Here is a 26,468-nt window from a genome sequence, read left to right on the forward strand (position 1 = left end):
CTCGAAACGAAAGGGGCTGGCGCTAAGCTAATGGCAGGTTGACGTTCACGTCAAGCAATCAGATCCCAATGCAGACACACCACTTGTGGGAGCGAGCCTGCTCGCGATAGCGGTATACCTGTCAGCATTAATGTTGACTGACCCGGCGCCATCGCGAGCAGGCTCGCTCCCACAATTTTGATCGCCTAAACCTTGTCGAGCTTCTTCTCATGCGCCGTCACCTGCTGGCACAGCTCGATCATCTGTTCGCGCATCCAGCGATTGGCCGGGTCCTGGTCGGTGCTTTCATGCCAGTAGAGATGGGTTTCCACGGGGGGCACATCGTTGACCGGCAACACGAAGGCATGCAGATCGTGACGACGGGCAAAGCGCTCGGGGACGGTCATGACCATGTCGGTCTGTTGCAACACCTGGGACGCCATCAAGTAATGCTGGGAGCGTAGGGCGATCTTGCGCTGGATGCCCATCTTGCCCAGGGCCAGGTCGACATAACCCAGACCGTTACGGCGGCTGGAAATATGCACATGAGTCTGGGCCAGGTAATCATCGAGGCTGATTTTTTCCTTGCCCGCCAGTGGGTGCCCCTTGCGCATGGCGCACACGTACCGGTCTTCCATCAGCTTGACGTGGCGCACTTGCGGGTCGGTATTGAGTGGTGCGTCGACGGCGAAGTCGAGGCGACCGGCGGCCAGTTCCTTGGTGGTTTCACGGCGCTTGGACAGGAAGCTCTCGATGGCCACGGTCGGCGCCAGGCGTCGCAGGCGCTGGAACAACAGAGGCAGGATCACGCCTTCGGTGAGGTCGGTCATGCTGATGCGGTAGGTCTTGACCGCCTGCAGCGGATTGAAAATCCGGCTTTCCTGCACCGACACCCGCAGCAACGATAAGGCATTGCGCACCGGGCCAATGATGTTCTGGGCCATGGGCGTGGGCACCATGCCCTGGGCCGTGCGCACGAACAGCGGGTCATTGAAGGTCTCACGCAAACGCGCCAGGGCATTGGACACCGCCGGCTGAGTGATGCCGACGATCTGTCCGGCGCGGGTCAGGTTGGCTTCGGTGTAGATCGCGTCAAAAACGATAAAAAGGTTGAGGTCGACCTTGCTCAGATTCATGGCGCTGCACTCTTGTTCTTGGGCTTGTTGTGAGGTGCCGGGTGGCGATGCAAATCAGTGAACCATATATCGGTGATGAATGTTAATACACGCCGAGAATAGGTTAGGTAAATTTTCGTAGCTGAACTAGCATCGATTTCATGACCTAAAAACAACCTCTGCCAAGAAGGTGCTTCTCATGGATTTTGCGTATTCCCCCAAGGTTCAGGAACTGCGTGAACGTGTCACCGCGTTCATGGACGCCTACGTATACCCGGCTGAAGCAGTGTTCGAACGACAAGTGGCCGAAGGCGACCGCTGGCAGCCCACCGCCATCATGGAAGAGCTCAAGGCCAAGGCCAAAGCCGAAGGGCTGTGGAATCTGTTCCTGCCCGAGTCTGAGCTGGGCGCTGGCCTGACCAACCTCGAATACGCGCCGTTGGCAGAGATCATGGGCCGTTCGTTGCTGGGGCCGGAGCCGTTCAACTGCTCGGCACCGGACACGGGCAACATGGAAGTGCTGGTGCGTTACGCCAATGAAGAACAGAAACAACGCTGGCTGGAACCGCTGCTGCGCGGCGAGATCCGATCGGCCTTCGCCATGACCGAGCCGGACGTTGCTTCTTCGGACGCCACCAACATGGCCGCCCGCGCCGAGCGCGATGGCGACGAGTGGGTGATCAACGGCAAGAAGTGGTGGACCTCCGGGGCCTGTGATCCGCGCTGCAAGATTCTGATCTTCATGGGCCTGAGTAACCCCGACGCGCCGCGTCATGCCCAGCACTCGATGATTCTGGTGCCGGTGGACACGCCTGGGGTAAAAATCGTACGTCCGCTGCCGGTATTCGGCTACGACGACGCGCCCCACGGCCACGCCGAAGTGCTGTTCGACAATGTGCGGGTGCCGTACGAAAACGTCTTGCTGGGCGAAGGGCGCGGTTTTGAAATTGCCCAGGGTCGCCTCGGCCCGGGCCGGATCCACCACTGCATGCGTTCCATCGGCATGGCCGAGCGTGCATTGGAGTTGATGTGCAAACGTGCCGTCAGCCGCACCGCCTTCGGCCAGCCGTTGGCGCGCCTGGGCGGCAACGTCGACAAGATCGCCGATTCACGGATGGAAATCGACATGGCGCGCCTGCTGACCTTGAAAGCGGCGTACATGATGGACACCGTCGGTAACAAGGTCGCCAAGAGTGAGATCGCCCAGATCAAGGTCGTTGCGCCGAACGTGGCCTTGAAGGTCATCGACCGGGCCATCCAGATCCACGGCGGGGCAGGGGTTTCCAACGATTTCCCGCTGGCCTACATGTACGCCATGCAACGCACCTTGCGCCTGGCCGACGGCCCGGATGAAGTACACCGCGCCGCCATCGGCAAGTTCGAAATCGGCAAGTACGTGCCCAAGGAGATGTTGCGCAGCGGCCGCTAGGAAGTAGCCCACCACGAGCCTGTGGGAGCAAAGCTTGCTTCCACAGGCTCATCTTGTGGGGGGGAGCTCGCTTACTCCTTGACGCTCATATATTCCTCGGCCCAACGGATGTAATCCTCGGGCTGGGTGTAAGTGTGGGTCAGCTCGGTGGCGCTCAGGTCTGACGCCTGGGTGAAGATCTGCCGCTGTTCGCGCAGGCTGTCATAGGTGGCCTTGATCGCGGCGAAGTAGGCACCGTGACCATCGATGGTGACGCGCACGCCGAGTTCCGCCAGGCGTTTGTCGTCACGCAGCAACGGATTGCCATAGGTGACGAGCATCAACGGCACGCTCAGGTTTTCGCTGATCTGCGCCAGGTGGTCGAAGTCCTGCACACCCACCATGCAAATCCCGTCGGCGCCGGCACGTTCGTATTGCTGGGTCCGACTGATGATTTCCTGGACCGGTAGGATCCCGGCGTTGGTGCGGGCAATGATCGCCATTTCCGGGTCGACCCGGGCTTCCAGCGCTGCGCGAATCTTGCCGACACCTTCGGCGACGCCGATCAGGTCGGTGGATTTGCGGCCGAACTGGGCCGGCAGCAGCGTGTCTTCGATGGTCAGGGCCGCCACCCCGGCGCGTTCGAGCTCGATGATGGTGCGCATCACGTTCAGGGCGTTGCCATAGCCGTGATCGGCGTCGGCAATTACCGGCAGTTGGGCTACGCGGCCAATGCGCGTGGCCTGCTCGGCGAATTCGCTGAGTGTGATGAGGGCAAAGTCCGGCGCCCCCAACACTTGCAGCGACGCGACCGAACCTCCCAGTATCCCTACTTCAAAACCCAGGTCGGCGGCGATGCGCGCTGACATCGGATCAAACACCGAGGCGGTGTGGTAGCAGGTTTCGCTCGCCAGCAGTTGGCGAAAGTTGCGACGCAAGTCTTGATGGGAAAGCCTGGGCATATGAGTTCCACCATTGGAATGGAAAGGCTTGAGCAAAAGTGTCAACGCCGAAAGATCCAAAGGCTATCACGCGCAAGGCTTAAAGATGATGACGAATGTGCATGGGCTATGTGTGTGCCGGATTGCAGAGGATCCCGACAGGCTGTCAGCGATGATCGAGCTGACCAAGGTGCAGGCAAAGGGGGCGGAGGCTAATGCGTGTCAGTGGATGAGGTATTTGTGCTCGAACCCAGCCTACGCCGCCACCGCTTGCCGCCCCTGTTGAAGCAACGCCACGGCGCGCACCGTGTCACCTGGTTGCATTTGCAGACGTTTGGCCGTGAGACGGTCCACCAGCAGGCTGTGACCGTGCTGGTGGGCTCGGGCACTGGTAACGCGGCAACTCGCCAGCCGTCGGTTATGGATCAGCCAGACCGGTGCCTGTTCGTCCGGCATACCGATGGCCAGGGTCAGCGACTGGCTGTCGCGCACGGTCCGGATTTTCGCCACTGGCGCTTCGATCACCGGACCGCCATCGAAAATGTCGATGTAGCCTTTATGGGCAAAACCCTCGGCGCCGAGGATTTTCAGGGCCGGCTCGGTATTCGGGTGGGCCCTGCCGATAGCCGCCTGGGCCTGTTCGGTGAGCAGGCAGGTGTACAGGGGCTGGCGCGGCATCAGCTCGGCGATGAAGGATTTGTTGCCCATGCCGGACAATTGGTCGGCGTAGCTGAAGTCTTTCTGGAAGAAGTGCCGGCCCAGGCTGTCCCAGAACGGTGAACAGCCGTGCTCGTCGGCGTGTCCTCGCAATTCGGCGATCAGTTTTTCACCGAACAGCTGGGAAAACTCGGCCACGAACAGCAAGCGCGCCAGGGACAGCAGGCGTCCGTTATGGCCGCGGCGGTGTTCGGGATGCAGAAACAAGGAGCAGATCTCCGATTGCCCGGTCATCTCATTGTTGAGGAATAGTGTGGGTATCTGCCGCTGGATGCCCAGTTCAGGCGCGGAGCTGACGGTGACCCCGACTCGATAGTTGTACCAGGGCTCACGCAGCCCGACCGCACCGGTCAGGGCGCTGATACCGACCACTTGCCGGTCATCGTCCTCGAGCACGAACAGGTAATCGGCATCGGCGCGTTCGACTTGTCCGGCAAAGGTGCGCTGGGCCCAGCGCACGCGATGGGCCAGGCGTTCTTCGTTGGCCGGTAGGCTGGTGAACCCGGGGCCCGCGCAATGGGCCAGGTCCAGCAAGGCGGGCAGATCCGTCAGAGCGACCGGGCGCACAATCATGATGCAGCTCCTTCATCGTGCCAATCGGGGCGCTGATGCCAGGTGAGGAATCGCGTCAGGTTCATAACGCAACCACCCGGGCCCGCTCGCCGTCGGTGATACCCAGTGCTGCCAGCATCTGCGGTGTCAGGGACACGGTGCCCTCGGCACTGACGTCAAGCTCGGTCACGATGGCCCGGTAATTCTCCAGGCCGTCGTTGCTCAGCAGAAAGCGGCCGCCGAGGTCAATGTCTGAGCATTGTCGGGCCGTGGCTATACGGCTTTGGGTGATCGAGCGGATGTTCGCCACACGAGCATGCAGTGTCGGCCCGCCGTCGAAGATATCCACGTAGCTGTTGGTTTCGAAACCCTCGCGCTCCAGGATGTCGAAGGCTTCCTGGCCGTCGGGATGCACCCGGCCGATACAGGCTTGGGCCGCCTGGGACAGCATGGGTACATAAATCGGGTATTGCGGCATCAGTTCGGCGAGAAAGGTGCGGCTCTGCAGACCGCACAAGCGTTCGGCTTCGACGTAGGGCAGGTCGAAAAAATGCTGGCCGACGGCATCCCAGAACGGCGACTGACCGTCATCGCTGCTGAAACCAACGATCTCGGTGATCACTGATTCGGCAAAACGTTGCGGATGGGCGGCGATGAACATCAGCCGCGCGCGGGACAGCAACTCCGATTCCGGCGTGCGTACCCGTCCGGCGTCGATATGAAAACCGCGCAGCAGCGTCTGGCCATTGAGGTCCTGGCACAGCGACAGCGCGGGTACGCCGTGCTGGATGTTCAGTTCCCGGGACTCGCTGGTAAACGGGCGATGCCGCAGGCTGTAGAACGGCTCATTGCAGCCGGTGCTGGCGAGAATCTCGGAACAGCCGGTCAATTGCCCGGATGCCAGGTCCTCCAGGACGAAGAAATAATTCTCTGCGCCAGGGCTCTGCACGTCGGTCTCGAACGAGGCACATGAATCGAGGATTTTGTCCCTCAGGCGTTCGGTATCGTCGGGAAGCGATGTGACGCCCACCAGACTGTCGCGGGCCAGTTGCTGCAATTGCGGCAGGTCGCTTAATTGAACTGGACGTAAGGCCAGCATGGATTGCACTCCTTTTCCAAAGAGCCCGGTGACATGCACCGGGCTTGACGATCACTGTCGATGTCCACGCATTGTGACGACGGCTGGTCGAACCCCTTCGACCGCCGATCCTCACTGTCCCGCAGGGTCAGGCAGGGCAGTATCGGTGCCGAACTTATTGAGCACGGCCAGATAGACCAGGCCTGCGGCAATCCATATCAAGCCGAGCTTCTGCGCATCCACGCCCATGTTGTACATGATGGCCGCGACGATGGCGAAGCCGATCAAAGGGCAGATCAGGTGGCGAATCACTTGGCCGGACCGCTGGCGGCGCCAGTGATGGTTGATCACGGTGATATGCAACAACATGAAGCCGCTCAAGGCGCCGAAATTGACCAGGGAAGTCAGGGTGTCCACGGCATCGATGAACAGGTAGCAGATCAACAGCGACAGCACTGCTACCAGATAGATGCTCAAGTATGGGGTGTTGTGTTTCGGATGGACCTTGGCCAGCACCTTGGGGAGCTTGCCGTCCCGGGCCATGCCGAACAACAGGCGCGACACCGCCGCTTGCGAGGTGATCGCCACGGCCACGCCCCAGGCCAGCGCCGTGGCGACGGCGGTCAAAGTGGCCAGCCAACTGCCGGCCGCCAATTCGGCGATTTCATAAAACGCGGTATCGGCGGACTTGAAGCCCATGCCGGCCGCCAGGTCGGTGGCAATCCAGGTTTGCACGACGAAAATCACCCCCATCACCAGCAGCGTGATCAACGCTGCCTTGCCCACGCTGCGCCCCGGATCATTCTTGATTTCTTCGGCCAGGGTGGAAATGGCATCGAAGCCCAGGAACGACAACACGGCGATAGACACGGCCTGCATCAACAGCGCGAAATCAAAACGTTCCGGGCTGTACAGCGGCGCCAGGGTCAGTTGGCCGTTACCGGCGCCCCCCTGCAAGGCATTCCAGGCGTAGAACAGGAAAATGGCCAGCACCATCAGTTGCGCCAGCAGGAAAATGATATTCATCCGTGCGGTGAAGGTGATGCCCCGCAGGTTGACGAAGGTCGCGCTGACCAGGAATGCCAGAATGAAACCGACCTTGGGAACGTCCGGGTACAGATGGTTCAGCGCCATGGCGGCGTAGACATAGAGCAGGGGCGGGATCAGCAGGTAGTCCAGCAGCATCAGCCAACCGGCGATGAAGCCCACGTGTGGGTTAAGGCCCCGTTGCGCGTAGGAATAGACGGAGCCGGCCACCGGAAAAGCTCTGGCCATGCTGCCGTAGCTCAAGGCCGTGAAGAGCATCGCCACCATGCCGATGATATACGCCAACGGCACCATCCCCGGCGCCTCGGCGTTAACGTAGCCATACACGCCGAACGGTGCGATGGGGATCATGAAAATCATCCCGTACACCACCAGGTCCGTCAGCGACAGGCTGCGCTTCAATTCCTGTTTATAGCCAAATGCCTCGATACTCATAAGCCGTTCTCCTTCTCAGCTGTGTGGGTGTGCTCTTGCTTGTCGCTTGCCGCTCGAACCTTGCCGCTGCTTTCCTACAACAATGGCGCCAGGTAAGCGCTCCAGGCCTGCACCGCTGTCGGGCTGCGTAGCAGGTCGTTGCGCACTTCGATCAACACCGAATCCAGGCCGCGTCCATCGCCATGTACCGGAACCGTCATATCGGTCGAAGGGTTGATCTTGTACGGCTGGTTGCCGGCTACCCGCAGCGAGTGCCGGCTTAGCCCGTCGACGATGCGCTGGGCATAGTCCTTGGCCTCGCCGAACAGCACGCCCGCTTCCAGGGCGCGCGGTTGGCCGTAGAACACTGGCGTAAAACTGTGGATGCCCACCACCCGCACCGTCCGGTTGTCGGCCAGGCGCTGGTCGATCAACGCTCGCAGTCGATCATGGAAGGGATGGAACAGGCACCGCTGGCGATATTCACGGGTGGCCTCATCCAGGGACTGGTTGCCCGGAATCTGGTAGATCTCGCTCTGGTGCGGGATGCTGTCGGCGACGTGAAGGGGACGGTTCAGGTCGATCAGCAGCCGTGAATAGTTGGCCGCCAGCAAGGTCGCTCCAAGGGTTTCGGACAGTTGTTCGGCCAGCGCCAGGGCACCTATATCCCAGGCAATGTGCTCCTGGGCCGCCGTCTCATCCAGGCCAAGGTCGTTCAACGCGGCGGGGATAAAGCGGTCGGCGTGTTCACACACCAGGATCAACGGGTGTTCGGCGTCTTCCCGGATCAGGCGATAAGCCGGCCCGGTATAAAGGCCCGATTCAGCACATTCAATAGATTCGCGCATAGTGCTCACACAGCTCGGCAGGTGACAGCGCCTGGGTCAAGGCCAGCTCCTGGGCCTTCAAGGCGAAATAGGTTTCGACCAGCGGGCCGGGCAGGGCTTCGAACAGCGCCCCGCTGTGGCGCAGGCAATCCAGCGCCTGGGCCAGGGTCGTCGGCAGGGCGATAATGCCACGGGCACGACGGTGTTCTTCGTTCAATTCATCGGGTATTTCATCGGTGACCGCCGTGAGCGCCAGCCGTTGCTCGATGCCCAGTCGCCCGGCGATCAACAGCGCCGCCAGCGCCAGGTGCGGCGAAGCGGTGGCATCCATGGCGCGAAATTCCAGGTTGTACTGGGTCGCCACCGGTTTGCCGCTCACGCTCACCGTCGGGCAGATGCGCAGCGCCGCTTCGCGGTTACGTTGCCCCAGGCAGGCGTAGGACGCGCTCCAGTGATGGGGTTGCAGGCGTTCATAGGACACCGGTGTCGGCGCGGTGATCGCGCACAGGGCGGGCAGATAGTGCAGCACCCCGGCGGCCCAGTGCTGGCCCAGGTCCGACAGCCCGTTGGCGCCGCCAGCATCATGCAGCACGGGGACGCCGTCCAGGTCTTGCAGGCTCATGTGCAAATGCACGCCGTTGCACACGGCATGTTCCGAAGTCTTGGGGGCGAAACTCACATCCAGGCCCATCTGCCGGGCGATCTCTCGGGTGATTTCCCGCACGTTCACCGCACGGTCGGCGGCGGCCACGCCCAGGGTCGGGCGGCAGGTGATTTCATACTGATGCTTGCCGTATTCCGGCAGGAACATTTCCGGTTCCACGCCGCCTGCCCGCAATGCGCTGAGCAACCATCCAGCGAACCCGGCCTGCTGGCGCTGGGCCTGGAGGCTGAAGGCCAGGCGATCCGGTTGGGGTTGAGGGGTATCGAGGCTGAATTCATGCTCGAACGCGGCGAACACCTGCAAGCCCAGCTCGGCGCGATAACGTTGCACTTCCTCATGCAGCAAGGTGCGAGGGCAAGCGGCCCAGGGCCGACCATCGGTTTCCCGCACATCGCAATGAATGAAATCCAGGGCAGGCGCCTGGGCATCCGGGCCATTGTCGACAGTGACCCGGCTGGCCAGGTCCGGGATCAGTCGCAGGTCGCCATAGGCCCCCCAAGGGTTGGCCGATGCAATGATGTCCTGGGGCGTCAGCGCACTGTTGGCCGGCACCCAGCCACAACCGGCGTCGACGTAGTGGGGCAGTTCATCACTGGGGAACGAGCGGCCGCGGGTCACGCCGATCAGGTCGGTGCAGACCAGCGTGGACACGGGCAGCGGGGTCAGCGGCGTTGCGGCATCGAGACGGCTCACGGCTGCATCTCCTGCAACCGACCGAGCACGGTGTCGGTATCGGTGATCCAGCAATAACCTTTGATCGCGTTCAGGCAGGCCAGATGACGTTGTTCGCTGTAAGTGGCGCAGGCATCTTCCACCAGCGTGACCAGGTAGCCGCGGTCGGCGGCGTCACGCACGGCCATGTCGACACACTGGTCGGTGACGATGCCGGCGATGATCAGATGACGGGTCTGCAGATTGCGCAGCACGTAGTCGATGTTGGTGGAGTTGAAGACCCCCGAAGACGTCTTGGGCAGCACGATCTCGTTTTCCCGCGGCGCCAGCTCGGCGATGATCTGGGCTTGCGGGCTGTCTTTGGGCAAATGCATGTCCGACAGCTTGTGGTCCAGCGAGCGATCGCGACCATCGGCAGTCAGGCTCTGGATGTGGGTGTGCAACACGTTTTGCTGCGCCGCCCGCACCGCTTCGAGCAGGCGCTGCTGATTGGGGATCACCTGTTGGCGGGCACGGCGGATGAAATAGTCGGCCTCGGGCGTGGCCAGGTGGGCATCGAATTGCGGTTCCAGCCAGGCGCGTTGCATGTCCACCAGCAGCAAGGCGGTATGGTCGCAGGTGAATGGCAAATCCCGAGGGGAGTGGTGAGGGAGCGAGAACATCCTTATTTTTCCTCCAGCAGGTGCGTGTTGAACGCCGTGCGCAAGGTGTCGATACCTTCCAGGCGCTCGGCCAGATCAGGGCATTGCAAGGTCAGGCAGGCGATAAGCGCTTCGACCTGGGCCAGCGCCGGCACCAGACTGTCGAAGGCCGAGATCGATTCCACCGGAGCGCTGATGATCAGGTCGGCCAGTTCCCGTAGCGGTGAGGTGTAGACGTCGCTGAACAGTACGACCCGCGCGTGGCGTTCCTTGGCCGCGCTGGCCACGCGTTGGGCCTGGGCCTGGTAGCGACGATAATCGAAGATCAGCACCACATCCTGGCGCTGCACGTCGAACAACCGGTCGGGTAACTGGGCGTTGTCTTCCAGGGCAAAACAACCCGCACGCAGCAAGCGCAAGTGGTTGAGCAGGTACTGGGCAAGGAAGCTGCTGAAGCGCCCGCCAAAACAATGCACCTGATGCCGGCTGTCGAGCAGCCATTGCACGAGAATACGCACGTCTTCGGGTTGAGTCAGGGCTTGGGTGTCGGTGAGGATGCGCTGGCTGGTTGCCAAGTACTGGCTCCAGGTGTCGCCTTGCTGCAATTTGGCCCGCGGTTGCAGCAGGGTGCGAGGGGAGCGCAGGCGATGGTCCATGTCACTGAGCAGCGCATCCTGGAATTCGGCATAACCGCCAAATCCGAGTTTTTTCACCAGCCGCACGATAGTCGGATCGCTGACCCCGGCATGATCGGCCAGGCGCGACATCGGCCCGAGGCCGTTGCGCGGGTAATGATCAAGCAGGGCCCGTACGACCTTGCGTTCCGACGGCGTCAAAACCAAGCCCGGATCGGTAATCAGGTCTCGAAGAGGTGGCATCCGTGCTCCTTGCCTGGATGGGTGTTGGATTTCTTTCATAACTCCTGAAAATAGTATTTATGTAGCGGGTACTACATGTCCAGTGGTTTTTACGTTCTGTTTAAAATGCACGAAAGTAGTGCGAAAGCCTTGTAGGACGGGGACTTGATCGCATAGATCCGATATGTCAGTTGATGCCTCTGTCGGTGTAAGACATAACGCCTTTTTGTCTCAGTTATTTGATTTCATATAAGGTGCTGTACAAGAAAAAGCCGGAGTATCACCTCCATGAAACCCGTCCGACTGTCTGAGTACCGTGCGTGCAAGCCACTCGCCTGACCCTGATCTGCCATGCCCGCACCGTCGCCCAGAAGCAGGCGCGTTTTGGCCTGGATGAACCGCTGGATGCCGACTGGCTGGGCAAACGCCCGGAGCCGGGCCACGGCTACCGAAATGTCCGGCAGTTGCTCTGCGGGCCGGAGTTGCGCACCCGGCAGACTGCCGCCCTGTTCGGCGACGACGCCCAGGTGGTCGCTGACCTGGCCGATTGCGATCTGGGTCGCTGGCGTGGCTTGTCCATCGACCAGTTGCTCAAGGTCGAACCGCAACCCCTGCAAGCCTGGCTCGACGATCCCGATGCCGCTCCCCATGGCGGCGAATCCGTCACCCGCTTGTGCCATCGTGTCAGCGACTGGCTGGCCAGCCTGGAAGGCCGGCCGGGGCATGTGTTGGCCGTCACTCATCCGTTCGTGATCCGCGCGGCCGTGGTAACCGTATTGGGCTGTCCGGCAGCTGCCTTCAACCGTCTCGACATCGAACCGCTGTCGACTGTCGAGTTGCGTTTCAACGGGGTGTGGCGGTTGCGCACCGAGGGTCCCGGCCAGGAGTCACTCGAATGAAAAAACTGTCAGTCATCGGTATCGGTGCCGGCGATCCGGATTACCTGACGATCCAGGCAGTGAAAGCCTTGAATCGGGTGGATGTGTTCTTTCTCATGGACAAGGGGCCTGCCAAGCAGACGTTAGTGGATCTGCGGCGGGAAATCTGCCAACGCTACATCGTTGATCGTACATATCGTTTCGTCGAAGCCTACAGCCCCGAGCGACAACGCGGCGACGTGGACTACGCCGCCAGCGTCGAAGATCTGAACCGGGCGAAGCAGGCTACCTTCGAGCGGTTGATCGATGAGCAGTTGTCTGACGGGCAGTGCGGCGGTTTTCTGGTCTGGGGCGATCCGTCGTTGTATGACAGCACCGTGCGTATCTTGCAGTCGATTCTCGACGCGGGTCGCTGCGCCTTCGAATTCGAGGTGATTGCGGGCATCACCAGCGTCCAGGCCCTCGCGGCGCAACATAAGGTGCCATTGAACAGCATTGGCGGTTCACTGGAGATCACCACGGGCCGCCGGCTGGCGGCAGGGCAGGTCGGTGACTCGGCAAGCGTGGTGGTGATGCTTGATGCTGAAGATGCGTATCGCCAGGTATCCGATCCGGATACGCACATCTACTGGGGGGCCTATGTGGGCACACCGGATCAGATCCTGATCGCCGGTCGGCTGGAGGAGGTGGCTGAAAGCATCGAACGCACCCGCAAAGCCGCACGGCAGGCGAACGGATGGATCATGGATACTTATTTGTTGCGCAAACCTTGATAACTCAACCCTTGATACGTCAGACCCCAATGTTCGACAGTTTCCACGTCAACTGACCGCCTTCGCCCCACGTCCAAACCGCTCCCGGTACACCGACGGCGCCAGCCCCACCACACTGCGAAATGCCACGCGAAAGCTTTCCACCGAGCGGTAGCCGCACAGCTGGGCGATGTTGTCGGTGTTGTCTTCGGTGCTTTCCAGCAACTCGCGAGCCCGGGCCAGGCGCTCATGTTGCAGCCAGGCCTTGGGCGACAGGCCGCAGGCCTGGGTGAAGTGCCGCAGGAAGGTTCGCTCGCTCATGGCCGCCTGGCTGGCCAGTTCGCGCACACCGAGCGGTTCGTGCAGGCGTTCGCGGGCCCAGTGCATGACGCCGGACAAATCGCTGCGTGGCGTGCGGCTGACCGGTGAAGGAATGAACTGCGCCTGGCCGCCCGTGCGTTGTGGTGACATCACCAGTCGCCGCGCCACGGCGTTGGCAACCTGGGTACCGAAATCCCGCGCTACCAGGTGCAGGCAGGCATCAATGCCCGCGGCGCTGCCGGCCGAAGTAATGACTTGCCCCGAATCCACGTACAGCACATCCGGGTCTACCAGGATGGCGGGAAAACTTTTGGCCAGTTCATCGGTGTAGCGCCAGTGAGTGGTAGCGCCCAGTCCATCGAGCAAGCCGGCGGCGGCCAGCACGAATGCCCCGGAGCAGATCGACAGCAGGCGCGCGCCCCGGGCATGGGCGCAGCGCAATGCCTCAAGCAGCGCCGGCGGCGGTGGTTCGTCGCGACTGTGCCAGCCGGGCACCACGATGGTTTGCGCCGTTTGCAATAATTCCATGCCGCCATCGGCCAGGATCTGGAAGCCGCCCATGGCCCGCATCGGGCCGTCATCGACGGCAACGATCCGATGTTTGTACCAAGGGAAATCGAACTCAGGTCGGGCAAGGCCGAATATCTCGATGGCGATGCCGAATTCGAAGGTGCACAGGCCGTCGTAGGCGAGGATGGCGACCAGACCGGGATTGGGCTGCATATGGCGGAAAATTCCCACAGAGTGTCTTGTGCGCCACTGTAGCGGTAAGCATCGGCCGGATAAAGTCTGCTCACCCCCCTCATTTGTCTGTGGAGTACACACTCATGACCAGCCTGGTTCGCCAAGTGCCTGCTGCCCCGTCCGACCTAGCCCTGCAACATTTCAGCCGGCGTCTGACGTTCGAAACTGATTGCTCCGACGTTCACGCCAGCCAACAGGCTGGAGAAGTCGATTTCGTCCTGGTGGACGTGCGCGGGCCACTGGCTTTCGAGCGCGGGCATGTGCCCGGGGCGATCAACCTGCCAACCCGCTCGCTGACCGCCCAGGCGCTGGCGGCTTATCCCAAGACCGCGCTGTTTGTGGTCTATTGCGCGGGCCCGCATTGCAATGGCGCGAACAAAGCGGCAGTGCGTCTGGCGACCTTGGGTTATCCGGTCAAGGAAATGATTGGCGGTGTCATGGGCTGGCTGGACGAAGGCTTCCGTCTGACTGGCGCAGTGCAATGCGCGGCGGACCAAGCTGTCGGTTGCGACTGCTGATCCTTTCCAGCCAGCAGGGTGCAATCCCTGTGGCCTGGTTGTTTCTATAAATATTTGTCGCCTCAACACAATTCGCCTCCTGAGTGCCCCTCTAGACTGCCGGCCACTTCGGTTTTTAATGACCGAACGCTGCCTAAGAATCTGCCGATAACCCGCTAATAAAAACCTGCGCACTCAGGAGCAAAAATGAACAAGCTAGCAATGTTTGGTGCCTTGGCACTGTCCGTGTTGTCCTTGTCGGCCGTGGCCGAAGACGCCAAGCCGATCCGCCTCGGAATCGAAGCCGGTTACCCGCCGTTCTCGATGAAAACCCCCGACGGCAAGCTGACGGGTTTCGATGTTGATATCGGCGACGCGCTGTGCGAGCAGATGAAGGTCAAGTGCACTTGGGTCGAGCAGGAATTTGACGGCCTGATCCCAGCGCTGAAAGTGAAGAAAATCGACGCGATCCTGTCGTCCATGACCATCACCGATGATCGTAAGAAAAACGTCGACTTCACCATCAAGTACTACCACACCCCGGCGCGTTTCGTGATGAAGGAAGGCAGCGACGTCAAGGACCCGCTGACCGAACTCAAGGGCAAGAAAGTCGGTGTGCTGCGTGCCAGTACCCACGACCGTTTCGCCACCGAGGTGCTGGTGCCCGCCGGTATCAATCTGGTGCGTTACAGCTCCCAGCAAGAAGCCAACCTGGACATGGTCGCCGGTCGTCTCGACGCCATGCTCGCCGACTCGGTCAACCTCGACGACGGCTTCCTGAAAACGGATGCCGGCAAAGGTTTTGCCTTCGTGGGCCCGACCTATGAAGATGCCAAGTACTTTGGTGGCGGCGCCGGCATTGCGGTGCGCAAGGGGGATAAGGCCCTGGCCGAGAAATTCAACGACGCCATCACGCAAATCCGCGCCAACGGCACGTACAAGAAAGTGCAGGACAAGTACTTCGCTTTTGATGTCTACGGGCATTAATCGCTGAAACCAAGGTGGCCCGCCGTTGACCCGGTCGGCCACCTTTTTCATGGGCGAGTGTTTTACCCCGGCGCCCGTCGAAATACCGTTATTGGGAGTTCCTCATGCAACGCATCGACCATACCCTGCCATGGAGCCACCTGGGCACCGAGCGCCGGCTCAGTGTGTTTCGTTACGGCCACGGTCCACGCAAGGCGTATATCCAGGCCAGCCTGCACGCCGATGAATTGCCCGGCATGCGCACGGCATGGGAGCTGAAACAACGACTCAACGAGCTTGAGACCCAAGGCTTGCTCAACGGCGTGATTGAACTGGTGCCCGTGGCCAACCCCATCGGCCTGGACCAGCATGTGCAGAGCGCGCACCTGGGGCGTTTCGAACTGGGCAGCGGCAAGAACTTCAATCGGTCTTTCGTGGAACTCAGCGCGCCGGTGGCCCAACGCATCGGTGATCGCCTGGGCGACGACCCGGCCGCCAATATCACGCTGATCCGCCAGACCATGGTTCAGGTGCTGGACGATTTGCCGGCGCCGCCCTCACAACTCGAGGCCCTGCATCGCCTGCTGCTGCGCCATGCCTGCGACGCCGATGTCACCCTGGACCTGCATTGCGACTTCGAGGCGGCGATTCACTTGTACGCCTTGCCGCAACACTGGCCGCAGTGGCGCTCCCTGGCCGCGCGGTTGAAGGCGAGCGTGGCGTTGCTGTGCGAAGACTCTGGCGGCAGTTCCTTCGACGAGTCCTGTTCCTCGCCCTGGTTGCGTCTGGCCAAGACCTTCCCCGAGGCCGCGATCCCGCCGGCCAACCTGGCGACCACGCTGGAACTGGGCAGCATGGGCGACACTCGGGTGGATCAGGCCCAGGCCAATTGCGAAGCCATTCTCGGGTTCCTGGCCGAGCAGGGTTTCATCGGTGGTGACTGGCCGCCCGCGCCAGCGCACTGTTGTGAAGGTTTTCCGTTCGAAGGCACTGAGTACCTGTTCGCGCCGCATCATGGGGTGGTGAGCTTCCTGCGCGAGGCCGGTGAGTGGGTGGAGCAGGGCGATCCGTTGTTCGAAGTGGTCGATCCGTTGAACGATCGGGTTACTACTGTTCGGGCCGGCACCAGCGGCGTGTTGTTTGCGCTGGACCGTGGGCGCTATACCCAGCCTGGAATCTGGCAGGCGAAAGTGGCCGGGCGAGCGCCGATTCGCGCGGGGAAATTGATCAACGACTGATAACTGCTGTCTATCTCAGCGCACGCGCGTTGCCGTGCGGCTATCGAATGATGGAGGAAGACTGATGTTCAAAGCGCTCGCCCTGTTGCTGTTGGTAGTGTCTTGCGGTTTGCAGGCTCAGCCTGCGCTGCACACCGATTTGCCCCTCAATTACCTGGCCCATGCCGATGAGCAGGCCAGAAACCGGCCGCTGGTGATCTTCCTGCATGGCTCCGGCGGCAGCGAGCAAGACCTGTTCGATCTCAAGGATGAGTTGCCCAGTGACTACAACTACCTATCGGTACGAGCGCCCAAGACCGTGGAGCGGGGCCAGTATCAATGGTTTGCCAAGAAGGGCGAGGGCGCCTACGACGGTGATACCGCGGACCTGAAGGCCAGCGGCCAGATGCTGTTGGATTTCATCGAGAAGGCCCGGGTCAAGTACCCGACCGATGCGAGCAACGTATACCTGGTCGGTTTCAGCCAGGGCGCGATGATGAGTTACGAGGTCGCCCTGCGCCATCCCGAGGCCGTCGGTGGCATTGCCGCGCTGGGCGGGCGGGTGCTGTCGGTACTGCGGGCCGAACTGACACCCGACGAGTCGCGCCGGACGCTGGCGGTATTTATCGGTCATGGTACGGCGGACTCGGTGATCCCATACCATGACGGCACCGAGGCGGACAGCTTCCTCAAGACCCTGGCCCTGGAGCCCGAATTCCATGCCTATCCGGGCGTTGGCCACAGCGTCAGTGCCATGCAGGTGCGGGATCTGCGCGCCTGGCTGGAGCGGCTTAATCCCTGATTCAGTGACAGAGGTGTTGAGTGTGCCGCTGCCATCGCGAGCCGGCTCGCTCCCACCTTTTTCCCGAGTCGCTCCCAGAAACAGGGTTGCTTCCAGTCCTGTGGGGCAAAGATTACTTTTGATGAATAGCAGATTGGATATCAAGATTCATGTCGCCCCAGAATCTCTGTGGGAGCGAGCCTGCTCGCGATGAAAACCACCCGGTCCATCAAGTCACTGACCAGCGACGATCTGCTTCACCAGCGCCTCATGCCCGGCCTTGTCGCTGGCCCGGGAAATGATCTGTACCACTGCCATGCGCGTGCCTGAGGCGCCCAGCAACGTGGTATCGAGGGTCGGCCCACCGCCTTGGGTCGCCTTGGTATCGAGCTGGCGCAGACCCAGGCCGGTACCTTTTTGGGTCAGGCTTTTCTCGCTCAGGATCTTGGCATCCGGCAGGGCCTTGATTTTCTGGACGGCGAAGTCGGCCATGGTGGCATCGAGGAATGTGCTGTCGTCGTCTTTCACATTCGAGCCATCGATGATGGTGTTTTCAGCCGTGATCACCACGGTTTTGCTGGTGGCATTGCTGTACATCGTCCCCTTCGCCCCCGCCGTGCCCTGAGCGGCATCGCCGGCCGGAAGCGGTGTGGCAGTGAAGCCCTTGGGCAGGGTGAAGTTGAACTTGCTTCCCAGCAGGGAAACCTTTTGTGCCGGTGCTGCGCCGCCGGTTTTGGGCTGGGCGGCATAGGCAGGCACCACCACCAGACTGGCGATGGCCGTCAGCACCAGGGCGGCGACTTGTTTACTTACCAATGACATTGAAACGCTCCACAAAGGGGTGTGCTTGAGCGCGATCATCCCATGGGCGTCCAACCGGCTCCAGCGTCGGTCACGAGTGCGCCACATCATTGGCCCGTGGGGCAGAGGCGCGCACCAGCAGGCGGCGGGTCACCAGCAGCATGACCACCGACACCGCGACACTCACGACAAAGGCCGGCATGCCGAGCAGCGGCAGGGTGAGGGCCAGGCTCAGGCAGAACGCGGTGAAGCAATACATGCCAGTGGCCGTGGCCCGCAGCAACGCGGCGGTGAAGGCCGCGCCACGGGTTTGCTGGGAGAACACTGCCATGACGCTGCCCAGCACCGGGAACACCGCCAGTAGCCCGCTCCAGCGTTCACCCACGGTGCTGGCCAGCAGCGTCACCGCCAGGGTCAACAGCGCGCCGGCGACCATGCGTAGCAGCAGCTTGTCGGATTTGGGAGCCGGGCCGCTCATCACCGGTCGAACTGTCGGGAACAGATAGGGCGCGGCCAGCAATGCCACAATGGCGATCACGCTCGACAGCGGCAGCGAGGCCGGCAACCAGGACAGCACCATCGCCACCAGCGCCCAGACGCCCAACGCGATACCCAGCGCCCAAGGCCAGTCACGATGCTGGGCGACCCGGGCGTACACCACACAGAATGCAATCATTGCAAACATGGCCGACAGCGCCGCTGTCGCCGACTGAGCGGCAAACGCCTCGCCCTGTTCCAGGGCCAGGAACAACAGAATCGGACCCACCACCACCGGCAACCCCGACAGCCAACCGGCCACGCTCGGTCCCCAACGCCGGCCCGCCAGGGAAATCAGCAGCAGGAAAGCGGGAATCACCAATAATTTGAGGAGCAGCACGGGGTTATCCTTGTCAGGCGACGGGTCGACACGTTAGCACCGACCTCGCAGTTTCAGCGATCCCAGTAAGGTACTTCGCCAAAACACTGTAGAAAAAAGTCGATCACGGTACGCACTTTCACCGACAGACGTCGGCTGCCCGGCCAGAGAATGGCGATCTGCTGGGGCTCTAGGCTGTTGGAGGCTTCGTAGTCGCGCAACACCGGCACCAGGGTGCCGTTGCGCACGGCTTCGCCGATCAGCCACGACGGAAACATCACCAGCCCCAGGCCTTGTTCGGCCGCCTGGGTCAGGGTGTCGGCATGGTTGCCGGTGATCGGCCCTTTGACGCTGTAGGGTGTCCAGGCCTGACCCGGACGGCGGAAAAACCAGCGTTGCTGGCCGGCCACGCCCTTGTAGGCCAGACACTGATGGTTCGCCAGATCCTGGGGTTTGAGCGGTGTGCCGCAACGCGCCAGGTACGCGGGGCTGGCGGCGATCTGAAAGCGGTGCGGGGCGAGGATTCGCGCCTGCATGCCTGAATCGTGCAGCGGGCCGATGCGAAACAGCAGGTCCGCGCCTTCCTGCAGCGGGTCGACGTAGCTGTCGGTTTGCTGGATGTCCAGTTGCAGCTTCGGGTAGCGCTCACACAATGACCCCAGCCACGGCGTCAGATGGCGCTGGCCGAACACCACCGGGGCATTGATCCGCACCAGTCCAGCCGGCTCACTGTGTTGTTCCTGCAGCGCCTGTTCGGCTTCTTCGAGTTGCACCAGCAACAGGCGTGCATGATGACCCAGCAGGCGGCCGGCTTCAGTGGGCGAAACAGCGCGGGTGTGTCGATACAACAACTGCTGGTTGAGGGCCTGTTCCATCAACTGGATCTGCCGGGAAATCGACGACGGCGCCAGGCCTTCGCGCCGGGCCACCTCCGAGAAGCTGCCGTGGTCGAGCACGGCGACAAACAACCGCAGGGCCTTGAAGCCGAGTTCATTGAGACCGTGCATGGACTGCTCCGCTGTGCGAGTTGCGCAAAAGTGTTGTCTGGATGCTCCCATTTATCGCACAGCTGCGCCAGCCGATAATCCCGCTCATTGTTCTTCTCAGAGGTTCTGATCATGCAAGCGTCTTCACTCAACGCCGCCGCCCCGGCGGCTGCCTCCAAACCACGAGCGCTTTTGCGCTGGCTGTTGCTGCCCCTGGTGATCCTGGCTGGCATGGGCCTGTCGGTAGAGGCCGGTCTGCTGGGGCCGCTGGGGGTTCAAGTGGGGCATCTCTGGGCAACCCTGAGCATATTCGGCGTCGGTTCGGCGATTCTGTTTCTGCTGTTGCTGCTCAGTGGTCCGCAACAAGGCCCCGCCTTGAATGAGTTGCCGCGCTGGCAATTGATCGGCGGTTTCCTGGGGCCGATCTACGTGGTCGTGCTGACGCTTGCCACGCCCCACATCGGCATTGCCATGACCATGGTCGCAATCCTTTCCGGGCAAGTGGGTAAAAGCGTGCTGATCGACCACTTCGGCTGGTTCGGTGCAACCCGCAAGCGGGTCAACGGCGAGCGCTGGCTCGCCTTGGCGCTGATCGTCGTAGCCCTTGTCCTGATTGCCCGAGGTTGAATATGAATCTGTTTTTGCTATTGCTGCTGGTCGTTGGGGCCGGTGCGGTGTTGAGCGTGCAGGCGGCCATCAACGGTCGCCTGGGCCAGACGGTCGGTGTGCTGCGCAGCAGTCTGCTGACATTCGTGGTGGGCACGGTGGTCACCGGGTTACTGATCGTGTTTTTTGAACCCGCTCACGCCGTCAGCCTGCTGGACGTGCCGAAATGGCAACTTGGCGGTGCCTTGTTTGGTGTGGTGTACATGATGGTCATGGTCGGCGCGGTGCCAAGGGTCGGCACCGCCGTGGCGACCGTGGCGGTGATCCTCGGGCAGTTGGCCATGGGCATGCTGATCGACAATTTCGGCTGGTTGGGCAACCCCGCTATTGAGTTGTCCGGGAGTCGGGTGCTGGCGATGGCCTGCCTGGCACTGGCGCTGGTATTCATGTATCGCAGCAGTGCACGGCAGGCCTGAGAACCTCAGTCGGGCTCGACTTCCAGTCGCAGACTGCCATCGTCCAGACGCTTGGCAAGCCGGACAATACCGCCAATGTGCCGGCCTTCGGTGCTGAAGACCACGATCTGGGCTTTTTCCAGATCATCCGGCAGCGGTGGCTGAACGTGCAGGGCGAACCACACCGGTTCACCGTCATCCAAGCGTTGGACATCGTAGCGGCAATCGATGCTTTGGGTCTGGCGACCAAACAGCGTGTCGAGGCCATACTTGAGGTCGGTGCTGTCGTCGGCAGCGGGGGCGAGGGACATCGGCGGTCTCCTAGGATGAATGCTCGGCTGGTCTTCTAGTGATTCCTCTGGTGGGGGAAAATTCAATGGGTTCGCGCCGGCACTGAACCGGCGGCGTTGCTGCTAGAATCGCCCACCTTGACTTACGAGAGGTATGCCCATGAGCGAGCCGATTCGCCTGACCCAGTACAGCCACGGCGCCGGTTGCGGCTGCAAGATTTCGCCACAGGTGCTGGAAGTGATCTTGGCCGGCAGCGGTGCGCAGAACCTTGACCCCAAGTTGTGGGTTGGCAATGCCTCCCGGGACGACGCCGCGGTTTATGCCATCGACGAAGAGCGCGGGGTGGTCTCTACCACCGATTTCTTCATGCCGATTGTCGACGATCCTTTTGATTTCGGTCGCATCGCCGCCACCAATGCCATCAGCGACATCTACGCCATGGGCGGTGATCCGTTGATGGCGATTGCGATTCTCGGCTGGCCGGTCAATGTACTGGCCCCGGAAATCGCTCGCGAAGTGATTCGCGGCGGTCGTTCGGTATGTGACGAAGCAGGCATTCCCCTGGCGGGCGGCCATTCGATCGACGCGCCCGAGCCGATTTTCGGCCTGGCGGTCACGGGCCTGGTGCAAAAGCGTCATATGAAGCGCAACGACACCGCCACCGCCGGTTGCCGCCTGTACCTGACCAAGCCCTTGGGCATCGGCATCCTCACCACCGCGGAAAAGAAAGGCAAGCTGCGCGCCGCCGATGTTGGCCTGGCCCGCGACTGGATGTGCACCCTCAACAAGCCGGGCAGCCGCTTCGGCAAGCTCGACGGCGTGGCGGCGATGACCGACGTCACCGGTTTCGGCCTGCTCGGGCATTTGGTGGAAATGGCCGATGGCAGCCAGTTGACGGCGCGTATCCGCTACGACGCGGTGCCGCGTCTGCCGGGCGTCGAGTATTACCTCGACCAAGGCTGCGTGCCGGGCGGTACGTTGCGCAACTACGACAGCTACGCCAGCAAGGTTGGGCGCGTGCAGGAACTGCACAAGCGAGTGCTGTGCGACCCGCAGACCAGCGGCGGACTGCTGATCGCCGTCACGCCCGAGGGCAACGAAGCGTTTCTGGCGGTCGCCGCTGAACTGGGGTTTGCACTGGAGCCGATCGGTGAACTGGTCGAGCGACAGACCTACGCGGTCGAGGTGTCTTGATGACCCATGACATCACCGATTACCGCGACATTTTTCTCAATGACCGACCGATGATGGACACCCGTGCCCCCGTCGAATTTCTCAAGGGCGCATTCCCCGGCGTGGTCAATCTGCCGTTGATGACCGACATCGAACGGCAACGGGTCGGTACTTGCTACAAGCAGCAGGGCCAACAGGCGGCCATTGTCCTGGGGCATCAATTGGTGTCCGGCGACACCAAGGCGCAACGCATCCAGGCCTGGGCCGAGTTCGCAACAGCCCATCCTGATGGTGTGTTGTATTGCTTCAGGGGAGGCTTGCGCTCACAGATCGTCCAGCAGTGGCTCAAGGACGAGGCGGGCATCGACTATCCCAGGGTCGGCGGCGGCTACAAGGCCATGCGTACATTCCTGCTCGACACCGTCGAGCAGGCGGTTGCCCAATGCGACTTGGTGTTGCTGGGCGGCATGACCGGCACCGGCAAGACAGAAGTGCTGACTCAACTGGGCAACAGCCTGGATCTGGAAGGTTACGCCAACCATCGCGGTTCGAGCTTCGGCAAGCGTGCCACCGGGCAGCCTTCCAATATCGATTTCGAGAACCTGCTGGCCGTGGATGTGCTGAAAAAACGTGCCGCTGGTATCGAACAGTTCGTGCTGGAAGATGAAAGCCGCATGGTCGGCAGTTGCGCCTTGCCGCTGTCTTTGTACCAGCGCATGCAACAGGTTCCGATGGTCTGGCTTGAGGACAGCCTGGAGCGGCGGGTCGAGCGGATCCTGCGCGATTACGTCATCAACCTGTGCGGCGAATTTGTCGCAGTCCATGGCGATGAAGGGTTCTCGCTGTTTTGCGAGCGGTTGCTGGCAAGCCTCAATAACATCCATAAGCGCCTGGGTGGCGACCGCCATCGACGTTTGCTCCAAATCATGGAAGCGGCCCTGGCCGAGCAGGCGACCAGTGGCGCCGTCGACTTGCATCGCGGCTGGATCGAAGGCCTGTTGCGTGAGTATTACGACCCGATGTACGTGTTCCAGCGCGAAAAGAAGGGCGGGCGGATCGAGTTCGCGGGTGAGCAGGTGGCGGTGCTGGAGTATCTGCGTGAGCGAGCGGCCCGCAAAGGGTGATCGCTGCCCACCGCCAATCCCCTGTGGGAGCGAGCCTGCTCGCGATAACGGTGGGGACCAGTGGCGGTGATTGAGGAAGTATTGTCGAAAGTAATGTCCGCAGCCTATGTCGGACAAGTTTCCTGCCCGTTGTCCAGGCCTTGCTTGTAGTTCTGGCTGGTGAGACTGGCCTTGCCGTTGTGCCACGTCAGGGTCAGCACGTACAGCGAATCGAAATCCCCCGATTCCCAATCATCGGTAATCGTCTGCTTCTTGCCCATCGCGTCGCTGGCGACCTGGTTGATCAGCTCCGGCAGGTAGCCGTGCGACCAAGCGGTGTAGATGGTCGAGTTGTGGTACTTGTCGTGCAGCAGTTCGTCAGCCAGGTCACTGGTGTCATTGGCTGAATACTCGATGTTCACCGGCAGCCCGAGCTTGATGGCACTGGGGCTTATGGTCATCAGTGGGCGGATGTAGCTGTAGGAATTGTCCAGCTCGCCCTCTTCGACGTTGCGGGTAGGGTTGGCCGCGAACACATAGTCGGCCTTGCCGAATTTCTCCGGTAGCAGGGTGGCCAGGTCGATGGCGCGATTCAGCCCCTGGCAATTGAGCTGGCCCAGGCCGCCGGCGGGTTTCTCGGCGTGGCGCAGGAACACCAAGGTCTGGATACCGTCGGCCGGTTGGGCGCGACTGACGCTCGACTCCAGCAACAGCGCCAGGCCACAAGCGACAAGCAGCGTAGGCAACATCAGCCACGGTCGGCGCTTGAAGCGTTTGGCGAAATTCAGTGGGTTCATCATTGAATAATATTCTTCGGCTCTCTCAAGTCAGGCTGACAAACCTGGGCACCAGGAAGTTTTTGGCTTCCGGTGTTTTCCTTGTCGTGATGCCGCTTCGATTTCTCGGGGCATTGCTCAGAGTCCTCTGGCGCCCTTTGGTTCGATACCGACCGATTCCGTGCACTGTAAGGCCTCCTGCCAGGAGGTAGGGCGAATGTTAGCGACAGGATGTTGCGAATTTAAGAATGAAGGGTGCGAGTTTCGTGACGCGTTCATTTGGGTTTTGTATTTAAAGAATCGCCTTACACCTGCCGTCTCCTCCTCTGACTTATTTTCCCTGCCGTCCTCGGCAAAGTCTCGCGTCCGTCCCCGCACCGCGAGATTTCCGCATGTTCGCCCCCGACAAACTCCTGGCTTTGAACAACGTCATCGGCTCGCTGGTGATTGCGGCCATGGACTCCGAGCAGCCGGACATCGAAGCGGTGCTGGCGGACTTCCGCACTTGCCTGAACGACTACGACGCCTGGGCTGAAAGTTTCTGGACCGGCTGGGCGCTGGATATCGAGCAGGTGTTCAAGGTCGGCAACGAAGTATCCCTGGCGGCACCGAAGGAGCTTGATCAACCTGTCAGCGCCACGGTGGTCGCTTGTCCGGCGGAGGGGCCGCTGACGCTGGTGCACATGTTCCAGGCGGCGCGCTTCGTGCCGATTGGCGACACACCGGTGATGCTGGAACCGGTCACCGGGGGCGAGCCGGGGAAAGAAACCTTCGGCGAACCGGTTCATCACGTGATCGGCCCCAGCGGCATTCTGGAAGTCCCCGACTGCTGGCGGGGCCAGCGTTATCGCATCACCTTTTTTCCCCATGTGACGGCCGAGCATGTCAAGGCGCTGTACGCGTCCTACCGTGACGTGATTGCTCAACTGGAAGGTTGGCTGCAAGCGGAGTGGGATGAATTTCAACCGCTGTGGTTGGAGTTTTCCGACAGCGGATTTCTCGAGCGCTACAGCGCATTGCAGCAAGCTGATTGGCGCGGGTTCACAAACGCCCTGCATCAGTTGTGGGACGACGTCAAACAGGTCTTCGAACTGCTGGCGGACCTGCAGGCCAACAGCGAGAAGTTGTTGGAGTACCTGACTCAAGCCGAGCTTGAGCAGCTACTGAAGGCGTCCTCTGAGGCAATCGCCAAAGGGTTGATGGTGTTGAGCGACGAGCCGTTGCTCTTCGTGCATATGGCGGCCTTCGCCAGTTGGCTACGGATGTTGCCGCCCCAGCACGTCGCTGAAGTCGTGGGCGAGATGCGCGCCTCGGTGCTGATCAACTTCCTGCTGATGCGTTTGACCGGGGGGCTGGGCCTGGGTCTGCGCATGAGCGGTAATGTGCTGGGCCGGGTCCGCTCGGAGCGGGCCCGGGAGTGGTTGCTGGCATCGAGCCTGAGATTGGGCCAACTCACCCCCGACCGGCTCAATCAACATGCCGATGTGCTCAAACCGTTGGTGGTCAGTCAGCGTGCGCCTTTAAAACCGACCCCTGTCGGACCTTTGCACATTACCCCTGAGAATTCGCCGCCAGTGTCCGTGAGCAATCCGGCCGCCGTGGCGCGGGAAAAATCCCAGGGTTCTACGCGCCTGAGCCAGTTCGAAGCCCACGACGACGCCCCCAACCAATCGAAAAACCCCAACGGTGACAGCGCCGACACCGCGGCCCTGACCCAGACCAGCGGCTGCCCGGTGTCGATGGTCACCGGCGAAGAACTGCTGACCCTGGATGACGGCACCCTCGATGGCCGGCTGCCGTTTGTCTTCACCCGCTTGTACCGCACCAGCGCGGTGGACCTGGACATCGGCCTGGGCCGCGGCTGGAGCCATGCCCTTGCGCATCGCCTGTTGCTTGAGGGCGAGCAGGTCATCTGGATCGACCAGGAAAACCGCCGTACGACGTTTCCGCTGCCCAGCGAGCAACGCCCGGCGATCCACAACAGCCTGGCCCGCGCGGCGATTTACCTCGGAGTGGAACCGGACGAACTGATCATCGCCCAGCCGGGCGAAGACGCGCCTTTCCTACACTTTCGCGACGGCCATCTGACCGCCCTCAGCGACCGCTACGCCAACCGCCTGACGATCATGCGCAACATCCACGGCGACATCAGCCGCCTGGACAACGGCGCCGGACGCGCTCTGCGCTTGCGTTACGCGCAGCGTCACCTGGTTGCCATCGACTACCAGAGCTTTCACCCGGCCATCACCCTCGACGAAGCCTGGCGCACTGAACAGACGTTGGTGTCCTACCGCTACGACGCCCGCTGGCGACTGATCGAGACCACCAACGCCGCCGACGAAAGCGAACGCTA

At 61.6% G+C, this 26,468-nt stretch carries 27 protein-coding genes; 12 read left to right on the plus strand and 15 right to left on the minus strand.

The genetic code is table 11. The features are described 5' to 3' along the window. Nucleotides 1-185: 185 nt before the first annotated feature. Nucleotides 186-1,115 (minus strand): LysR family transcriptional regulator, encoded by a 930-nt coding sequence (locus GSM73_RS00990; protein WP_047228464.1) that lies wholly within the window; start codon nt 1,113-1,115, stop codon nt 186-188. A gap of 178 nt (nt 1,116-1,293) precedes the next feature. Between GSM73_RS00990 and GSM73_RS00995 the strand changes: the two genes are divergently transcribed. After that, the gene (locus GSM73_RS00995; RefSeq protein ID WP_047228463.1) at nt 1,294-2,523 is read left to right on the plus strand and encodes an acyl-CoA dehydrogenase; all 1,230 of its coding nucleotides are present in this window, start codon (nt 1,294-1,296) and stop codon (nt 2,521-2,523) included. A 71-nt stretch (nt 2,524-2,594) separates the two neighbouring features. Here the strand turns inward: GSM73_RS00995 and GSM73_RS01000 are convergent, their stop codons facing one another. From GSM73_RS01000 to GSM73_RS01035, 8 genes are all read right to left on the minus strand, one after another. Continuing rightward, a complete protein-coding gene (locus tag GSM73_RS01000) occupies nt 2,595-3,464 on the minus strand; it encodes an oxaloacetate decarboxylase (RefSeq protein WP_047228462.1) in 870 nt (289 codons plus the stop codon). A gap of 234 nt (nt 3,465-3,698) precedes the next feature. Beyond that, on the minus strand, nt 3,699-4,733 hold the full coding sequence (gene astA, locus GSM73_RS01005) for an arginine N-succinyltransferase (RefSeq protein ID WP_047228461.1): 1,035 nt from the start codon (nt 4,731-4,733) through the stop codon (nt 3,699-3,701). A 61-nt stretch (nt 4,734-4,794) separates the two neighbouring features. Further along, nucleotides 4,795-5,811: an arginine N-succinyltransferase gene (locus GSM73_RS01010; RefSeq protein WP_160891356.1), complete on the minus strand. Its 1,017-nt coding sequence runs from the start codon at nt 5,809-5,811 to the stop codon at nt 4,795-4,797. A gap of 111 nt (nt 5,812-5,922) precedes the next feature. Beyond that, nucleotides 5,923-7,272, minus strand: a complete 1,350-nt coding sequence (locus GSM73_RS01015; protein WP_076383984.1) for an APC family permease — start codon at nt 7,270-7,272, stop codon at nt 5,923-5,925. A 74-nt stretch (nt 7,273-7,346) separates the two neighbouring features. Beyond that, nucleotides 7,347-8,099, minus strand: a complete 753-nt coding sequence (locus GSM73_RS01020; protein ID WP_047228458.1) for an N-formylglutamate amidohydrolase — start codon at nt 8,097-8,099, stop codon at nt 7,347-7,349. Beyond that, nucleotides 8,083-9,435 carry a glutamine synthetase family protein gene (locus GSM73_RS01025; protein ID WP_160891358.1) on the minus strand — a complete coding sequence of 451 codons (1,353 nt, stop codon included), beginning with the start codon at nt 9,433-9,435 and terminating at the stop codon, nt 8,083-8,085. Before GSM73_RS01025 ends, GSM73_RS01020 begins: the two co-directional genes overlap by 17 nt. Beyond that, on the minus strand, nt 9,432-10,076 hold the full coding sequence (locus GSM73_RS01030; protein WP_076383986.1) for an isochorismatase family cysteine hydrolase: 645 nt from the start codon (nt 10,074-10,076) through the stop codon (nt 9,432-9,434). Before GSM73_RS01030 ends, GSM73_RS01025 begins: the two co-directional genes overlap by 4 nt. 2 nt (nt 10,077-10,078) lie before the next feature. Further along, nucleotides 10,079-10,933, minus strand: a complete 855-nt coding sequence (locus GSM73_RS01035; protein WP_047228455.1) for a MurR/RpiR family transcriptional regulator — start codon at nt 10,931-10,933, stop codon at nt 10,079-10,081. 299 nt (nt 10,934-11,232) lie between these two features. On the opposite strand from GSM73_RS01035, the gene GSM73_RS01040 reads away from it, so the two are divergent. Next, nucleotides 11,233-11,811 (plus strand): histidine phosphatase family protein, encoded by a 579-nt coding sequence (locus GSM73_RS01040; protein WP_160891360.1) that lies wholly within the window; start codon nt 11,233-11,235, stop codon nt 11,809-11,811. Further along, nucleotides 11,808-12,563: a precorrin-6A synthase (deacetylating) gene (gene cobF, locus GSM73_RS01045; RefSeq protein WP_139049617.1), complete on the plus strand. Its 756-nt coding sequence runs from the start codon at nt 11,808-11,810 to the stop codon at nt 12,561-12,563. The genes GSM73_RS01040 and cobF overlap by 4 nt, the downstream gene beginning before the upstream one ends. Nucleotides 12,564-12,611: 48 nt before the next feature. On the opposite strand, the gene ftrA is transcribed toward cobF, so the two are convergent. Further along, a complete protein-coding gene (gene ftrA / locus GSM73_RS01050) occupies nt 12,612-13,586 on the minus strand; it encodes a transcriptional regulator FtrA (RefSeq protein ID WP_076383987.1) in 975 nt (324 codons plus the stop codon). 104 nt (nt 13,587-13,690) lie between these two features. Here ftrA and GSM73_RS01055 point away from each other — a divergent pair, with 104 nt between their 5' ends. From GSM73_RS01055 to GSM73_RS01070, 4 genes are all read left to right on the plus strand, one after another. Continuing rightward, nucleotides 13,691-14,125, plus strand: a complete 435-nt coding sequence (locus GSM73_RS01055; protein WP_047228451.1) for a rhodanese-like domain-containing protein — start codon at nt 13,691-13,693, stop codon at nt 14,123-14,125. A 186-nt stretch (nt 14,126-14,311) separates the two neighbouring features. Further along, nucleotides 14,312-15,091, plus strand: coding sequence for an ABC transporter substrate-binding protein (locus GSM73_RS01060; protein WP_047228450.1), 780 nt, complete (start codon nt 14,312-14,314; stop codon nt 15,089-15,091). A gap of 104 nt (nt 15,092-15,195) precedes the next feature. Further along, nucleotides 15,196-16,308, plus strand: a complete 1,113-nt coding sequence (locus tag GSM73_RS01065) for a M14 family metallopeptidase (RefSeq protein ID WP_160891362.1) — start codon at nt 15,196-15,198, stop codon at nt 16,306-16,308. Nucleotides 16,309-16,372: 64 nt separating this feature from the next. After that, the gene (locus GSM73_RS01070) at nt 16,373-17,089 is read left to right on the plus strand and encodes an alpha/beta hydrolase (RefSeq protein WP_107322292.1); all 717 of its coding nucleotides are present in this window, start codon (nt 16,373-16,375) and stop codon (nt 17,087-17,089) included. A 213-nt stretch (nt 17,090-17,302) separates the two neighbouring features. On the opposite strand, the gene GSM73_RS01075 is transcribed toward GSM73_RS01070, so the two are convergent. The 3 genes from GSM73_RS01075 to GSM73_RS01085 form a co-directional block, all read right to left on the minus strand. Beyond that, complete coding sequence (locus GSM73_RS01075) at nt 17,303-17,890, minus strand: hypothetical protein (protein ID WP_076383989.1); 588 nt, start codon at nt 17,888-17,890, stop codon at nt 17,303-17,305. 70 nt (nt 17,891-17,960) lie between these two features. Further along, nucleotides 17,961-18,746, minus strand: coding sequence for a hypothetical protein (locus GSM73_RS01080; RefSeq protein WP_160891364.1), 786 nt, complete (start codon nt 18,744-18,746; stop codon nt 17,961-17,963). 53 nt (nt 18,747-18,799) lie between these two features. Next, nucleotides 18,800-19,732 (minus strand): LysR family transcriptional regulator, encoded by a 933-nt coding sequence (locus GSM73_RS01085; protein WP_047228445.1) that lies wholly within the window; start codon nt 19,730-19,732, stop codon nt 18,800-18,802. 111 nt (nt 19,733-19,843) lie between these two features. On the opposite strand from GSM73_RS01085, the gene GSM73_RS01090 reads away from it, so the two are divergent. After that, nucleotides 19,844-20,338: a DMT family transporter gene (locus GSM73_RS01090; protein ID WP_047228444.1), complete on the plus strand. Its 495-nt coding sequence runs from the start codon at nt 19,844-19,846 to the stop codon at nt 20,336-20,338. A gap of 2 nt (nt 20,339-20,340) precedes the next feature. Continuing rightward, nucleotides 20,341-20,793 carry a DMT family transporter gene (locus tag GSM73_RS01095; RefSeq protein ID WP_047228443.1) on the plus strand — a complete coding sequence of 151 codons (453 nt, stop codon included), beginning with the start codon at nt 20,341-20,343 and terminating at the stop codon, nt 20,791-20,793. 5 nt (nt 20,794-20,798) lie between these two features. On the opposite strand, the gene GSM73_RS01100 is transcribed toward GSM73_RS01095, so the two are convergent. Next, entirely contained in the window at nt 20,799-21,083 is a 285-nt protein-coding gene (locus GSM73_RS01100) for a hypothetical protein (protein WP_107322294.1), read from the minus strand. Between the two features lie 139 nt (nt 21,084-21,222). On the opposite strand from GSM73_RS01100, the gene selD reads away from it, so the two are divergent. Both selD and mnmH read left to right on the plus strand, forming a co-directional pair. Next, the gene (gene selD / locus GSM73_RS01105; RefSeq protein ID WP_047228441.1) at nt 21,223-22,257 is read left to right on the plus strand and encodes a selenide, water dikinase SelD; all 1,035 of its coding nucleotides are present in this window, start codon (nt 21,223-21,225) and stop codon (nt 22,255-22,257) included. Then, nucleotides 22,257-23,360 (plus strand): tRNA 2-selenouridine(34) synthase MnmH, encoded by a 1,104-nt coding sequence (gene mnmH / locus GSM73_RS01110; RefSeq protein WP_076383992.1) that lies wholly within the window; start codon nt 22,257-22,259, stop codon nt 23,358-23,360. Before selD ends, mnmH begins: the two co-directional genes overlap by 1 nt. Before the next feature lie 104 nt (nt 23,361-23,464). On the opposite strand, the gene GSM73_RS01115 is transcribed toward mnmH, so the two are convergent. Beyond that, complete coding sequence (locus tag GSM73_RS01115; protein ID WP_047228439.1) at nt 23,465-24,139, minus strand: hypothetical protein; 675 nt, start codon at nt 24,137-24,139, stop codon at nt 23,465-23,467. 368 nt (nt 24,140-24,507) lie between these two features. On the opposite strand from GSM73_RS01115, the gene GSM73_RS01120 reads away from it, so the two are divergent. Next, the coding region (locus GSM73_RS01120; protein ID WP_256676629.1) for a DUF6531 domain-containing protein at nt 24,508-26,468 on the plus strand (1,961 nt) is incomplete at its 3' end.

The organism is Pseudomonas sp. PICF6 (assembly GCF_009831705.1).
GTDB classification, from domain to species: Bacteria; Pseudomonadota; Gammaproteobacteria; order Pseudomonadales; family Pseudomonadaceae; genus Aquipseudomonas; species Aquipseudomonas rhizophila.

What these genes read in the sequence shown, in the direction of transcription:
- GSM73_RS00990 (WP_047228464.1), bottom strand. Translation starts at nt 1,115, where the DNA reads ATGAATCTGAGCAAGGTCGACCTCAACCTTTTTATCGTTTTTGACGCG.
- GSM73_RS00995 (WP_047228463.1), top strand. Translation starts at nt 1,294, where the DNA reads ATGGATTTTGCGTATTCCCCCAAGGTTCAGGAACTGCGTGAACGTGTC.
- GSM73_RS01000 (WP_047228462.1), bottom strand. Translation starts at nt 3,464, where the DNA reads ATGCCCAGGCTTTCCCATCAAGACTTGCGTCGCAACTTTCGCCAACTG.
- astA (WP_047228461.1), bottom strand. Translation starts at nt 4,733, where the DNA reads ATGATTGTGCGCCCGGTCGCTCTGACGGATCTGCCCGCCTTGCTGGAC.
- GSM73_RS01010 (WP_160891356.1), bottom strand. Translation starts at nt 5,811, where the DNA reads ATGCTGGCCTTACGTCCAGTTCAATTAAGCGACCTGCCGCAATTGCAG.
- GSM73_RS01015 (WP_076383984.1), bottom strand. Translation starts at nt 7,272, where the DNA reads ATGAGTATCGAGGCATTTGGCTATAAACAGGAATTGAAGCGCAGCCTG.
- GSM73_RS01020 (WP_047228458.1), bottom strand. Translation starts at nt 8,099, where the DNA reads ATGCGCGAATCTATTGAATGTGCTGAATCGGGCCTTTATACCGGGCCG.
- GSM73_RS01030 (WP_076383986.1), bottom strand. Translation starts at nt 10,076, where the DNA reads ATGTTCTCGCTCCCTCACCACTCCCCTCGGGATTTGCCATTCACCTGC.
- GSM73_RS01035 (WP_047228455.1), bottom strand. Translation starts at nt 10,933, where the DNA reads ATGCCACCTCTTCGAGACCTGATTACCGATCCGGGCTTGGTTTTGACG.
- cobF (WP_139049617.1), top strand. Translation starts at nt 11,808, where the DNA reads ATGAAAAAACTGTCAGTCATCGGTATCGGTGCCGGCGATCCGGATTAC.
- ftrA (WP_076383987.1), bottom strand. Translation starts at nt 13,586, where the DNA reads ATGCAGCCCAATCCCGGTCTGGTCGCCATCCTCGCCTACGACGGCCTG.
- GSM73_RS01055 (WP_047228451.1), top strand. Translation starts at nt 13,691, where the DNA reads ATGACCAGCCTGGTTCGCCAAGTGCCTGCTGCCCCGTCCGACCTAGCC.
- GSM73_RS01060 (WP_047228450.1), top strand. Translation starts at nt 14,312, where the DNA reads ATGAACAAGCTAGCAATGTTTGGTGCCTTGGCACTGTCCGTGTTGTCC.
- GSM73_RS01065 (WP_160891362.1), top strand. Translation starts at nt 15,196, where the DNA reads ATGCAACGCATCGACCATACCCTGCCATGGAGCCACCTGGGCACCGAG.
- GSM73_RS01070 (WP_107322292.1), top strand. Translation starts at nt 16,373, where the DNA reads ATGTTCAAAGCGCTCGCCCTGTTGCTGTTGGTAGTGTCTTGCGGTTTG.
- GSM73_RS01075 (WP_076383989.1), bottom strand. Translation starts at nt 17,890, where the DNA reads ATGTCATTGGTAAGTAAACAAGTCGCCGCCCTGGTGCTGACGGCCATC.
- GSM73_RS01085 (WP_047228445.1), bottom strand. Translation starts at nt 19,732, where the DNA reads ATGCACGGTCTCAATGAACTCGGCTTCAAGGCCCTGCGGTTGTTTGTC.
- GSM73_RS01090 (WP_047228444.1), top strand. Translation starts at nt 19,844, where the DNA reads ATGCAAGCGTCTTCACTCAACGCCGCCGCCCCGGCGGCTGCCTCCAAA.
- GSM73_RS01095 (WP_047228443.1), top strand. Translation starts at nt 20,341, where the DNA reads ATGAATCTGTTTTTGCTATTGCTGCTGGTCGTTGGGGCCGGTGCGGTG.
- GSM73_RS01100 (WP_107322294.1), bottom strand. Translation starts at nt 21,083, where the DNA reads ATGTCCCTCGCCCCCGCTGCCGACGACAGCACCGACCTCAAGTATGGC.
- selD (WP_047228441.1), top strand. Translation starts at nt 21,223, where the DNA reads ATGAGCGAGCCGATTCGCCTGACCCAGTACAGCCACGGCGCCGGTTGC.
- mnmH (WP_076383992.1), top strand. Translation starts at nt 22,257, where the DNA reads ATGACCCATGACATCACCGATTACCGCGACATTTTTCTCAATGACCGA.
- GSM73_RS01115 (WP_047228439.1), bottom strand. Translation starts at nt 24,139, where the DNA reads ATGATGAACCCACTGAATTTCGCCAAACGCTTCAAGCGCCGACCGTGG.